Annotated in this window: 16 protein-coding genes; all 16 read left to right on the top strand. The window is 41.2% G+C overall.

Annotated features, from left to right (window positions below; translation table 11 throughout):
* The first annotated feature begins 479 nt into the window (after positions 1 to 479).
* The 16 genes from ACQ4KW_RS20575 to ACQ4KW_RS20500 all read left to right on the top strand — a co-directional run bounded on the left by ACQ4KW_RS20575 (position 480) and on the right by ACQ4KW_RS20500 (position 12765).
* On the top strand, positions 480 to 974 hold the full coding sequence (locus ACQ4KW_RS20575) for a hypothetical protein (protein WP_430884312.1): 495 nt from the start codon (positions 480 to 482) through the stop codon (positions 972 to 974).
* 221 nt (positions 975 to 1195) lie between these two features.
* Positions 1196 to 2473, top strand: a complete 1278-nt coding sequence (locus ACQ4KW_RS20570) for a zinc dependent phospholipase C family protein (protein ID WP_430884311.1) — start codon at positions 1196 to 1198, stop codon at positions 2471 to 2473.
* Positions 2474 to 2520: 47 nt separating this feature from the next.
* Positions 2521 to 2874 (top strand): S24/S26 family peptidase, encoded by a 354-nt coding sequence (locus tag ACQ4KW_RS20565; RefSeq protein ID WP_430884310.1) that lies wholly within the window; start codon positions 2521 to 2523, stop codon positions 2872 to 2874.
* A 55-nt stretch (positions 2875 to 2929) separates the two neighbouring features.
* The gene (locus ACQ4KW_RS20560) at positions 2930 to 3361 is read left to right on the top strand and encodes a hypothetical protein (protein ID WP_430884309.1); all 432 of its coding nucleotides are present in this window, start codon (positions 2930 to 2932) and stop codon (positions 3359 to 3361) included.
* A gap of 2 nt (positions 3362 to 3363) precedes the next feature.
* The gene (locus tag ACQ4KW_RS20555; RefSeq protein ID WP_430884308.1) at positions 3364 to 4422 is read left to right on the top strand and encodes a phage tail sheath subtilisin-like domain-containing protein; all 1059 of its coding nucleotides are present in this window, start codon (positions 3364 to 3366) and stop codon (positions 4420 to 4422) included.
* 153 nt (positions 4423 to 4575) lie between these two features.
* The gene (locus tag ACQ4KW_RS20550) at positions 4576 to 5016 is read left to right on the top strand and encodes a phage tail tube protein (RefSeq protein ID WP_430884307.1); all 441 of its coding nucleotides are present in this window, start codon (positions 4576 to 4578) and stop codon (positions 5014 to 5016) included.
* A gap of 70 nt (positions 5017 to 5086) precedes the next feature.
* Entirely contained in the window at positions 5087 to 6013 is a 927-nt protein-coding gene (locus ACQ4KW_RS20545) for a C39 family peptidase (RefSeq protein ID WP_430884306.1), read from the top strand.
* A gap of 250 nt (positions 6014 to 6263) precedes the next feature.
* Complete coding sequence (locus ACQ4KW_RS20540; protein WP_430884305.1) at positions 6264 to 6677, top strand: phage tail assembly chaperone; 414 nt, start codon at positions 6264 to 6266, stop codon at positions 6675 to 6677.
* 20 nt (positions 6678 to 6697) lie between these two features.
* Positions 6698 to 6850 (top strand): hypothetical protein, encoded by a 153-nt coding sequence (locus ACQ4KW_RS20535; RefSeq protein ID WP_430884304.1) that lies wholly within the window; start codon positions 6698 to 6700, stop codon positions 6848 to 6850.
* 11 nt (positions 6851 to 6861) lie between these two features.
* Positions 6862 to 8910, top strand: a complete 2049-nt coding sequence (locus tag ACQ4KW_RS20530; protein WP_430884303.1) for a hypothetical protein — start codon at positions 6862 to 6864, stop codon at positions 8908 to 8910.
* A gap of 28 nt (positions 8911 to 8938) precedes the next feature.
* A complete protein-coding gene (locus tag ACQ4KW_RS20525; RefSeq protein WP_430884302.1) occupies positions 8939 to 9622 on the top strand; it encodes a LysM peptidoglycan-binding domain-containing protein in 684 nt (227 codons plus the stop codon).
* Positions 9615 to 10598: an XkdQ/YqbQ family protein gene (locus tag ACQ4KW_RS20520; protein WP_430884301.1), complete on the top strand. Its 984-nt coding sequence runs from the start codon at positions 9615 to 9617 to the stop codon at positions 10596 to 10598. The genes ACQ4KW_RS20525 and ACQ4KW_RS20520 overlap by 8 nt, the downstream gene beginning before the upstream one ends.
* Complete coding sequence (locus ACQ4KW_RS20515) at positions 10588 to 10995, top strand: DUF2577 family protein (protein ID WP_430884300.1); 408 nt, start codon at positions 10588 to 10590, stop codon at positions 10993 to 10995. The genes ACQ4KW_RS20520 and ACQ4KW_RS20515 overlap by 11 nt, the downstream gene beginning before the upstream one ends.
* Entirely contained in the window at positions 10992 to 11417 is a 426-nt protein-coding gene (locus tag ACQ4KW_RS20510; protein ID WP_430884299.1) for a DUF2634 domain-containing protein, read from the top strand. Before ACQ4KW_RS20515 ends, ACQ4KW_RS20510 begins: the two co-directional genes overlap by 4 nt.
* Positions 11410 to 12204, top strand: coding sequence for a baseplate J/gp47 family protein (locus ACQ4KW_RS20505; RefSeq protein ID WP_430884298.1), 795 nt, complete (start codon positions 11410 to 11412; stop codon positions 12202 to 12204). The genes ACQ4KW_RS20510 and ACQ4KW_RS20505 overlap by 8 nt, the downstream gene beginning before the upstream one ends.
* Positions 12205 to 12213: 9 nt before the next feature.
* A complete protein-coding gene (locus ACQ4KW_RS20500) occupies positions 12214 to 12765 on the top strand; it encodes a putative phage tail protein (protein WP_430884297.1) in 552 nt (183 codons plus the stop codon).
* Positions 12766 to 12768: the final 3 nt, after the last annotated feature.

The raw sequence follows: 12768 nt of genomic DNA, 5'->3' as shown, positions 1-12768 counted from the left end.
ATATCTGACCAAAGAAGAGTTCGAAATCTACCATGCAAGTCTTGAAAAAGTGCGGTGTGAAAGTTGCGGAAAGACACTTGGAGAAGTGGCGGGCGTCCTCTCAAAAATATGCCCCAAATGTAAGCATATGAACTTTATATCTGTCATAGCGGACCAAGCGTCCCAGTGCGGTAACTGACTGGGAGCTTGGTCTTTTCTTGTTTATGGGAAAACAAATTTGAAGACAGGCTAGAGTGTTGATAGAAAGATTATGGGAAACTTTCAGTGTTCATCAGCGTTTATTTATAAGTCGTTGGGATTTAAGAAATAGACTCTCTAGAGTTAGGCGACTGTGCTTATGACATTTGCAGTGAAAAAGAGTTATTGTAAATTCACGTATGTACAAAAAAGTTTGGCTGGTCACAGATTAAAGGGCAAGAGGCAATGGAGCCGAATGCACCTGAATGGGAGAAGCCGAGACAAAGAAAGTAGGGAATGAAATGGCAAAAAAAAGTCCAAATTATGATGCGGTTGTAAAGATTTTATCAAACTACAATTTGATAAAGGGACATGTTGAGTTTTTAGAAAATATGCTTGAAGAAGTGGATATAAATGATGGCATCACATCGGTCAAGTATGATCAAGAGTTTACATCAAAGACCAATAAAATTGTTCGACTGGTGGAAGACACGGCCATTCGAAATATTGAATATGCCGATGTGCTCTGCCGTCAAATAAAGCTATACACACATAAAATCACGACAATAGAAGTTTGCCTGGGTCATTTAAAGCCAGTCCAGCGCGAGATAATACAACTGCGTTATTTTGATGAGTGTGACTGGAATACCATCTGCGACGAGCTTCTTTATTCAAGAGCGGCGTGTTACAAGCACCACGAGCAGGCCATCGGTCAGCTCGACACACTTCTATACGGCCTAGGCCAATGGTTTGATGTGGGGCAAGTCCCCAAACTTAAAAGAGTAGACATTGAGTAGACAAAAATTCAATTTTCCTGTGGTACTATGTTAGTGTCAGGAAATGATAGCAAAATAAACCAGGACCAAAGCGACGGCTTTGGTCTTTCTTTGTATACATACACTGCGCCTTGCAGTTTTCCGGAAAGAAGACAAAACTCGCTATACCTGACAGGGAAGGTTGACATGGTGAGAACTTCAAAAAACAAAAACAACAGACAAGAATAGAAGGAGTTTAAATTATGTTTAAAACAATTATGAGAAAAGCACTTAAAGAAGAAACAGGTTATGCCTTTCAACCAGGCAGTCACTTTATTTTAATGGAAAACGTATCAAACACAATGGATGAAGGGGTTATCAAGGAGGCCCTGAAGGCCCATAAGGACATTGCGGCTTGGGGAGCCAATGGGCCAGATCTTGGCCTCATTCAAGTGGGTGAGCTGTTTGGCTATTCACCGTGGTCGTGCAATTTCCACTATTTCAAAACAGGGGACTTCTGCAAAACAATGCTTGAAAAAGCCCTTGAAAGTGGTGACCTGAAGAAAATTGCCTTTGCTGCAGGCTGGGTGACCCACTGTTGTGGTGACATGGGCTGTCATGGTATCTTCGTAAATCCCGAAGCAGGCGTTTACCTTGATGAACCTGAAGGCCGACCTCTTCATATGGCTCTTGAAAAAAATGCTGAACCTGTTCTGTGGGTGGAAAAGGGTGGCTATACGCCAGAAGATTACAAGGAAACCGGTATTGCAGTTAGATTTTCAAGCGCATCGGCCCTGCCTTTTGATCTATTGGCAGAGGCGTGTGAAGAGATTCATGGAAGCAGACCATCTGACACAGAAATGAGAAGTTGGGTGGAGCTTTTTCATCTGGCCCTTAAAACAGGCGTGGGATACAAGTACACAAGCTACTCAGATGCCAAGCAGTATTTGAGTGAAAATGGGCGCTATGACCGACTGATTAAGGGATTTGAATCGGCGCAGGCCAGATGCTTAATGCTTTTAAATGGAGCCCAGGCTGGTGACTACTCTGAGTTTAAGAACAGATGGAACCTGGATGTTGGTCGCAGTGACTCTCCTGTGAGCAACCTACATGTTCTTGTTAAAACAGCCTCTCAAAGCCTAACTGATTTTGGATCAGGCACAGATGACTATGTCTACTTTGGTGTCAACTTTAAAGACGGCAGTCAAAAGAAGTTTGAACTATCAAACGGCAAGATGAGTGGTGTGACTGTGAATGACTTTGAAGCCGGCCAAGAGGATAAGTTCTATCTTTATATTGACAAGGCTTCAGATTATTTTAAGCCAGAAGACATCGAATCCATTTTCCTTGAAAAGAAAGTGGCAGATTGGAGCATTGGTGGGGACTGGAAACCAGAATACATCCATGTCTATATGAATGGTGTTCTGGTTGTCGATGAAACCATCAACCACTACATTACAGATGAAGCACCAAAATGGGTGAAGGCTGTTAACATTGTGGGTGTGCCATCGCAGCCTGATCCGGCTGATCCTGTGCTGTAAGGTTGGCTATGTTGCTTACTGGTTTCATTTTTATTTTCATACTGTGTGTGACAATTTCTTATACTAGAAATCGACTCTATTTACTACGTGTTTCAGGCAGCTCCATGCATCCTTCTTACAAGGATGGGGAGCTGCTTTTAATATTAAAAACAAAAATATACGAAGTGGGAGACCCGGTTGTTGCATCAGTGAAAATAAGAGGTTTTGGTGGCCCCATAACTGTTTTAAAAAGAATTGCATCTAAAGAAGCCGTTGCAGGGACGGGGTCTCAATCAGCGCGCACTATGTATAGGCTTATTGGCGACAATGGTAAAGCCTCTCTTGACAGTCGTAGCACTGCCTTTGGGATGGTTGCAGAGGAAGATTTAAAAGGGAAGGTGTTATTTAGGTTGGATGAGTAACATCCAACGTTGAGAGTCTATTAAAAGGAGGTGATTGCGGATTTTCCGCAGTGGAATGATTACGAAATCTAAGGATATACTGACAAGTTTAATTATGTCGGTTCCGGCAAACATTGCTCAAATAAGCTTTGAAAGTGTACCAGATACGGGATTAGGACCTGGGATGATGTTGGAACTTGATTCAACATCAATAACACCTCAGTCTAAGTTTTGGGCTGAGGCTGTCGTGGGATGGCGGTTGTCCTATTTTCCTGAAGTAGGCGGCCATGGGCATGACGCCTATGAGGCTTTCGAGAAAATCATTGAAAGGGTCTTTGATCAGCCATTAGAGGAAAATACTGAGGGGGCTGTTTACAGATTCAAAGACCCCAAGACGATTCGGACCAACGATGGTGTTTTTTTAAAGATAACCACTATCACAAATATCCAAAGAAACACTGAAGTTTATGATCAAGTGAAGGATGTACAACTATCAACTGGAGGTTAACTATGGGACTACCAAACGTAAATATTGAATTTTTATCAAAGGCAGTGGCAGCTGTGAAACAGGGCGCAATTGGTCAGCTTGCTATTGTCATTAAGGATGCAAGTGTGACATCAGGTCTAAAGCAGTATGACTTGGGGGCGGTGGCAGATGTACCAGTTGTTTTATCTGAAAGCAACCAGAAATTTATAATGGATGGTTTTTCGGGAACGCCAAAGTCAATGAAAGTGGTGGTTTTGCCAGAGGCGGCAAGCGACTACAGTGAAGCCTTAAACAGACTGGAAACAATTGCCTTTGATACAGTGGCTTTTCCAGGAGCGATTGAGGCAGATACATCGGCAATTGGTTCTTGGGTTAAGTCTATGAGAGACGGTAAAGACAAGAAAATTATTGCTGTACTAGCCAATCATGCCGGTGACCACGAAGGGATTGTAAATCTTTCCACATCGGATATTCAAGTGGAAGGCACTAGCAAATCTGCAACAGACTTCACTGCCCGTATAGCTGGGCTCATTTCCGGATTGCCTCTAACTGTGGCACCGACCTTTAGGGTTCTACCTGAGGTAGATGATGTGCCTAAGATGACAAAAGCGGAAGCAGATGCAAAAATCGATGCTGGTGAATTGGTTTTATATCATGATGGTGAAAAAGTTAAGATTGCTAGGGGAATGACGTCTCTGACATCATCTTCAAAGAGTGCAGAGTGGAAGAAAATTAAGCTTGTTCGAATCTATGACAAGGTTTATTCAGATATTAAGCGTACCATTGAAGACCTCTATATTGGTGCCACGCAGAATAGTTACAGCAATAAACTACTCCTTGTCAATGCCATCAATGGATACCTGGAAACCCTTGAAAATGCTAACATTCTCGATAGAGATAAAAATGCATGCATGATTGATTTAGAAGCCCAGCGCACCTACTTGAAGTCCATTGGTGTGGACACAGACGGGATGGATGAACAGGAAATAAAAGAAGCTAATACACGAGATCAAGTCTTTTTATCCCTTAATATTAAGGCACTTGATGCTATTGAAGATGTGGCACTTAAGATTATTATTTAATCAAACCTTGAAGAAGTTTAGTATATTGAAGGTGCTTACAAAAGGTAGATTTTATTGTCTTTCCTCTATCATTGGTTAATTAAGAGCCATGAATATTTATAGAGTGGATGGTTAAAATGTTCTTTGTAAGTCCTTAAACCTAGGAGGAATAATATGGCGAATTATCTAAATGCAAATACAATTATGAATGGGACTTTTGGCGTTGTGACGATGAATGGTGATGAAGTGACAGAAGCATTTGGTCTAGAAGCTAAAATAGAGCTTCAAAAAGAAGCTGTAAAAATTTGTGGATCCCTAGCGGAACATGAAAAATACATGGGCTATAAAGGCACAGGCACAGTGCGACTTAAAAAGACAAACAGCCGCATGGCACTTCAATTGATGGAGGGCATTAAATCAGGGAATATGCCAGAAATTGAAATAATGTCAGAGCTGGCTGATCCGGCAGCTTTAGGGGCCGAACGTGTCTTAATTAAGGGCATTAAGTTTAATGACTTAACGCTGGCCAATTGGGAAGCGGGTGCACTTGGTGAAGTGGAAGCCCCATTTACATTCACAGATTTTCAGATGATAGATTCGATAGACCCTCAGTAAAAAATTGTAAATTATTTTGACATCGTGTATTATACAATATGTGACGTTGTTCAAAACCTGGAGGCAAAATATGAATAATGATAATATTTGGGTGATTCGGTTTTATACAGAAAAACCGGACCCCCTGCCAACACAAAAGCCCATCCCCTTTGTTTTGGAATATAAAAACGGAGGCAGGCATAGAATAGATCCAGTCTATGCCAAGGTTTTACTTGGTTCAGAAGTCCAGACCGTCCGCCTACCGGGTATAAGGCCTGGGCGGACAAATAGGCTTGTCCTTCACTTGACGAACGCCATATCTGAAAATATTGAAAGTGTGGGTATAAGAATTTCTGAAAAAGATATATTGCCAGGTGCTATGAAAGACTATTCGTGGCGTGGGAAGGTGGATAAATCAAGCATGAATCATAGTATTGTATCAATGGAAAAGCAACCTGTTTACTACAATCAAGAAGATACCCGCTGGTGTAATACCATGTTTTCTATACGAAACGACAGAAAACAAACGATTGGAACCAGTGGATGTGGTCCTACGGCTATGGCAATGGCTATTACCACGCTGACGGAAATTGAAGCAGACCCACCAACCCTATGTGATTTTGTTATTAAAAAAGGGTTTAGAACACTGAATAATGGTGTTGAGCATGCCTTTATTGAGTCTGCGGCTCATGCCTATGGTCTTGAGTATGAAAGCACATCAAGAATTGAACGGGTGATTGACTTTCTAAAAGAGAGAGAAGGCATGGTCCTTTGTGCCTTGAGTGTTGGACATTTTACAGGAGCAGGCCACTTTATAGGTCTATACGATGTGGAAGAAGAAGGTCAGGAAACTTTCATACACGTTGTTGATCCCAACATGGATAATAAACGCTACTGGCGTTATAACGACGGCGGTGTCGTTGAAGTCTTTGAGAAAGATGATGGGTTTGTTAAGGCCAAGGCCTCAACCATTCACAGAGAGAACAGAATTAAAATGTACTACTTGCTCTCTGTGTAAAATAGGTGAATCTAAGCAAAGAAATTAAATGAAATATAATATCAAGCCGTTTGAAGTTTTTATACTTTAAGCGGCTTTTTCAATGGATTCTAAATGAATAAGAGATTCACTAAATGTCCCTGAAGTGTCATGGTTATAACCAATGCAAATATTTGAGGTTCGAAGTTTTATAGTGTGTTCATGGCGTGAATGAGCGTATAGTGTGAGCTCTAAAAAACGTTTTGAAAAAGGTTTTGAAAAGGAGAAAACAATGGAAAATATGATGGATATGTTGCTGTCAACAAATATAGATGATCTGGCTAGACCCAAGGTAGAAAAAGAAATTGGCAGGTTGTCAAAAGCGGTAGGAAGTCCCTTTATTCTTGAACTTGAAGCCTTGACCGTTGAAGAGTTTAGTGACATTCAAAAGAGTGCAGTGCGTATAGGGAAAAATGCAAAGTTTGAAGATGTTGACACAGACGCTGTGCAGATTCTTTCGATTATCAAGGCAACAAAAAACGTAAATTTTGCCGATGCAGCCCTTCGTGAACGATTAGAAGCCCATTCCTCAAAGGCTGTTGTTCAAAAGCTCTTTTTACCAGGTGAAATAGCCCAAGTTTACAATGCCATTGCCGATATTTCAGGATTTGGGGATGAAGCGGTAAGAGACGTAAAAAACGTATAAAGTCGGATGGATACATTGGAATGCTCTACTATATGTGGTCAAGGTACGGCCATCTTCCTGGAGATATACACAACCGTCCGACAGGAGAAAAGCTTGTTTTGTCAGCATTTTATGAATATAGAATGGAAGAATTATCGCAGTACGAAAATGTACAACCCATTATTCAAGTTTAGGGGGTGAAAGGATGGAAAAAGAGGATAGCACAATGAACAAGCTTCTCATAAATATGCTTGAAAAGACCATGGAAAGCAATATTGATGGTGCGCTTTCAAGACAAACGGCCAAGGCGTCCCTGAGCGCTCTGTTGAGTATAGACCAAACCCTGAAGCAACAGGAAAAATCCATGAAAAATATGGAGGAAGCCTTTCAGAATGTCAATATTCCAGTGACCATAAAGTTCCCTGAAAATATAGGTCAAGGCGGAGGGATAAATAATCAGGGGGGAGGCAAGAACACTGAAGCAAGTTCTGATAAAGCTCTGTCAGGCTTGATTGGAATTCTTAAAAAACTTTTTGAGTCCATGAAGAGTTTTGAAACAAGCCCAGCAAGTGATGATAAGGTCGCAAGACAGACCATGTCTAAAGCGAATTCGCCAAGTGGAGTCAAGCAGCATATGAATATTTTGAAAGAAGCTGACGAAAATCTTCAAAAGCCAAATCCATTAAGGATGACTAGACCGACATCAAAAACACAAAAGACCAGCTTAGACAAAGGAAAAACAGCTGCAAAAGTCATTGGTGTTCAGATTAAACTTGAAAAAATAGGTCATTTTATGAAGGTCACAAAGCAAATGGCAAGTGGTATTCAAAAGAAATTACCCAAAGCCTTTGAAAAAGCGAGAAAAAAAATCTTGAGCAAGGTGAAGAGCCTTAAAGCCCATCTACAAAAAAACAAAATGATCTTTCAAGTTAAAAGCAAAGTGGAAGCCAATATAAAAGGAGCGCTGAAAACAGTTGAAAGCTTGAAGACAAGATTATCGAAAAATCCTATGGTTCTTAAGGCGAGAGTAAAGGCTGATGCTATAAAAAGTGCTTTTAGTCAGTCGGCCAGTGTCCTAACGGGTCTTTTTAAAGTGCCCGGTCTTGCAGGCATATTATCTAAGGCTGGCGGCGTTGCTGTCAATTACATTTCTGCCAAACTTAAAAAAGGTTTTTCTGAAGCCTGGAAGGACAATGGGAAAGCCAAAAAAATGCAGGGGGAGCTCGACAAGGTAAAAAGTGCTTTCCTGCGAATAGACTCTGTTTTTCAAAGTGTTATTACAAGTCTCTTCAACACGGTTTTTAGTGCTGGTGGAGATTCCGGCAGTGCACTTTTAGGAAATGTGGTGGGTATTTTTGAAAATATTGCAGGCTTTCTTGAAGAGAAAGAGCCGATTATTAGTGGTATAGTCACCACGCTTGTAACGGGCATCATGAATGGCTTTACATTCTTGCAAGGCTTTTTACAACCAGTGTTCACATTTATAGGCACATTATTTGATAGCTTTGGTGTGGGGCTGGCTGGTATGCAAGCCAAAGTGGCGGAAATGATGCCATCTATAAAAGAAAACCTTGCCATCGTTATGGATTGGTTGGGACCTAAAATTGGCCTTATTGCCGATGTGTTTAGTTTTTTCATAAATAAATGGATTGAATCGTGGCCTAAAATTCAGGCTGTCCTTGGTGAGGTTTGGGAAAAAATCAAGCCCGTTTTAAAGGCTTTAGGCAAAGTCATAGATGATATTTTTCTTGTATATGAGAAAGTCTTCGAGTTTGTAAAAGAAAATTGGCCTATTTTCGAAAACATAATGGCCACTGTTGGCGATGTTGTCATTAAGATGTTCGAATCTATGTGTAATGTTCTTGCAGATGTATTTAACTTTCTTGGTTGGATTATTGAAAAGTTTCAAAAACTACTTGGAATAGAGGGTGGTGGAGATTCGCCTTCAAGACGTGCCATGGAAACATCTATGAAAAATGATCTTGGAAACGGCGTAAGAGGAAATAGCATAAGTAAAAAATCGACTGGGATTCAGTACGTACCTTATGACAATTTTCCAGCCCTCCTACATGAAGGCGAACGAGTTCTCACAGCCAATGAAAATGATCAGTTTAAAAGAAATGATGGCAAAAGCTTGGTTATAAACATTCCAAAACTTGCAGACAACATCAATGCATCTAGTCCCGTGGATGTGGATCAGTTTATTGGTCAACTAGAGGAAAGAATCGTTGGTTTAGCGATGAATATGGGGTGATCATTTGCAAATTAAAATAATCTATAAAGTGAATAAAGAGGGAGGACTCTATGATGAGGCCCTCATCTTGCCGGTCAACCCTGAAAGTATCGCTATAACAGAATCGGTGAAGAGTCAAGTCCTCAGTGTAATCGGTGGAGTGGATAGAAGTGTTCTTGGAAATATTGACCTTAAATCAATAGAAGTGAAGTCGTTCTTCCCCTTGTTTGGGTCAAACTACTGGAAAACCTATAAAGAAAGTGAGAAAGAAGGCCAGTGGAAAAGTAACCCTAAGTTTTTTATCGACCAGTTAAGCAACATATTGAAAGGCAAAAGGCCTGTCCGGATAAATGTTTTTGATGACAGGCCTGAGGCCAATACAACAAGTATGGATTTTTCTATTGATTGTTACCTGACTAAATTCACCTATGGTGAAAAAGGTGGGTCGCAAGATGTATCCTATACCCTAGGTTTTCAAGAAAGAAGAGATGTTTCAGGGTTTTGGAAGCCCGTTTCTGAGGGGAGACAGGTGACTTTAGAAACAAGACCTGCCCTGGTTCCCAGTCCTAAGGTATATACAGTTAAAAGTGGTGATTCCCTATGGCGAATAGCCCAAAGCCTACTTGGTGATGGTGATTTATGGCCTCAAATTTATGAGGCGAATAAAGATGTTATTGGGCCTGATCCAAATCTTATTCAGCCAGGACAAAGGTTGGTGCTTGCCGATGTATAAGGGAGAGGGTTTCAAGTTAGAAGTTTTTGATGACCTAGGAAATGGGCCTATGAAGTTGGATATAAGCGATTTTGTGCAAGGGCTGACTTGGAAGAGTTCTATGGCTCAAGCTGCAGTCATGCTTAATGTGGAACTTGTTGACATTGATCCATTAGATATTGTTTCAAATCTCGTAGTGGGTTCTAAGATAAGGCTTGCCTATGAAAGCCAAGAGATTGTTCGAGGGATCATTACCAATGTAACGAGAAATATCAACGGGAGTCTATCCATAATAGCCCTAGATAATATGTACTATTTAACGAAGAACATGACCAGCTATAATGCAGAGAATGTCCCAGGCCGCCAGATTATTATGGATGTTCTAGGGACCTTTAATGTTCCAATTGAAAATGTGCCAGATATAAGTGTGCCCATTAAGCAGGTCTTTCGAGATATGACTTTGTGGAACATTATACAGGCTGTTTTTAAAGAAGATAAGAAAGTGACTGGAAATGACTGGCTGGTGAGGCTTGAAAACAATAGACTTCATTTTGTGAAACTGGGCCCAGCTAGATCAAAGTGGAAGCTAGATAGTGCACGGCTACGCCTTTCAGGATCAAGTGTTATGAGTATGGAGAATCTATATACGACCTTTGTTGTACGTGGTGAGAAGGATCAAATTATAAATGAAGCGGCCAACCAGGCCCTTATAGATAAGTATGGACAAATGGTCTACCAAGTCACTGACGAAGAAGCGGACTTGGAGAAATCTAAGCAAATGATTGAGGCACTTAAAAGCACAAGAAGTGCCTTAGATGAAAGTCTAAGCTTGGAGTGTTTAGGTAATCATGAAATGAAGTGTGGGGATAGAATCTTAATACAAGATGAGGCGCTTAAAGTAAATGGCCTGTATGAAAGCCTCAGCATAAGCCACTCCCTGGCAGGTGGTCTTTACAAGATGCAGTTACAATTGAGGCGGTGTTTAGATGAAGGGTGAAAAACTGGTTAAATGGATACAGGACACATCAAATAACGTGCGATTTAACGGTATAGAACTGGCAACCGTGACGACAACGACACCAAAAATTGAAATAAAAATTGATGGTATGGAGCATCCTCTGGGGGCTTCTTTTTTAGTGGTTCCAAAACGGTTTTATACCACAAACACACAGTTGTCAGGACAGTGGACTGTAACAGGCGAAAGCAAAGAGGCAATTACAGACACGACAGATGGTCATAGCCATGGTATACCCCCCATTGGGATGAATACTATAGAAACTAATATGGCTAAGACAGAGTTAAAAGAAGTCTTAAACGTGGGGGATCGGGTCGCCGTCATGCCTGCAATGGGGGGCAAGCGATACATGGTCCTTGATAAGGTGGTGGTAGATTGATTTTTCCCAAAAAGCAAATTGTAGATGACCTTGTAATAAGACGTAAGGGCGATTTTGGATATGAAATCGCATGGGATTTTAAGGCCAATCAGCCAATAATAGTTGATGGTGAAATTCAGATAGTAGAAGGGCTTGAGGCTCTACGTGTATGGATAGAAAAAGCCCTTAGAACAGAGCGGTTTAAGTGGCCCATTTATAAATGGACTTACGGAGCTGAGGTTGAAAAAATTCTTGAAACAGGTATGACTGGATCGGCCCTAAATCAGGCCTTAAAGCAGTCCCTTGTTGATGCTCTTATTTACCACCCACAAGTCAGTCATGTGGGTGGTTTTCGTTTTAACACCAAACAGGACAGACTTGAAATTGAGTTTGAAGTAAAAACTGTCCTAGATGACGTACTGGAGGTGAATTTTAATGTTTGAAGATAAAACTCATAAAGCCTTAATGGATCAGATGATTCAAAACTTTACAGGTCAAATCAGCACTGGGGAAGGGTCTTTTGTGGAATCAGTTTTGTCACCGGCTGCTGTCGAACTCGTTCAGTCATATATGATGATGGACCAGGTCTTAAACGAAGCCTTTCCTCAAACCGCATCCTTTGAGGCCTTAAAACTCAAAGCAGAGGAATATGGACTTGATTTGAAAACAGAAGAGACTCAAGATGACCTCCTTAAGCGACTCCTATTAAAAATGCAAAAACCTTCTACCAGTGGCAATAAAAACGACTACTTGAACTGGGCTCTTTCAGTAGATGGTGTGGGGGCGGCTAAGGTTTTTCCAACAAGTCGGGGACCAGGGACTGTAGATGTTGCTGTTGTGGGGATTGATAGACGTAGTATGGCCCTAGAGGACATTGACCTCGTGAAGACATATATTGAATCAGTCCGACCGGTTGGGGCAAATGTGGATGTGGTAACTGGAGAGGAGGTCATGATTAATGTAAGTGCACAGGTGAGACTAGGTCAAGGACATTTGATTGAAACCGTTGAAGAGACTTATAGACAGGCACTTGAATCTTATTTTAAAGAAATTGCTTTTGTGAGCGACCAGGTCTCAGCCAGCCAAGCTGTTCGCATTCTCCTTGATGTACCTGGTGTTCAAGAATGTTTGATGGATCGATTCACCCTAAATGGTAGTGCACAGAATGTCATTTTAGGGGAAAGGGAAGTGCCCGTGGTTGGAACACTTGCCTTGAGTGTGAAGGTCTAGGAGGAAACTATGAAAAAAAGCATGAAAGAAAATGTGCCTCAATTTCTAAGAAATGCCCAGGCCTTTTCAGATATTTATACAGCCTTAGAAAATCAGGTTGAAGTTCTGTATGAAAATATGGAAGATATCAAAAAACAAATGCATGTGACAACAGCCACTTGGGGGCTTAAAAACTGGGAAGACTTTCTGGGCATTGAGACCAACCCGTCAAAATCAGAGGCTTACAGGCGGAGTGTCATATTATCTAAAATTAGAGGGGTTGGCAAGGTGACAAAAACCTTTGTTGAGTCAACCTGCAAATCCTTTGAAAATGGGTCCCTTGAAGTGGTTGAGATCCCAGAAGAAAGCCGGCTCATATTAAAATTCACAGAGCTCAACGGTGTGCCTCCAAACTTTGAAGACTTCAACAGCTTCATCACAGAAGTTCTACCAGCACACCTGGTGTTTGCATATGAATACAAGTACAACATGCACGCCACCCTGTCTGGACAAGACCTAACACATGCAGGACTCAGCGCAATGACTTTTAATCAAATACGTACAACGAATCAGTGGAACTAGGAG

The sequence above is a fragment of the Tianxiuia mixotrophica genome (assembly GCF_050596425.1).
Taxonomy (GTDB): domain Bacteria; phylum Bacillota; class Clostridia; order Peptostreptococcales; family Acidaminobacteraceae.
Note: the sequence above shows the minus strand (reverse complement) of the source record. Positions and strands in the feature narration are given on the sequence as shown.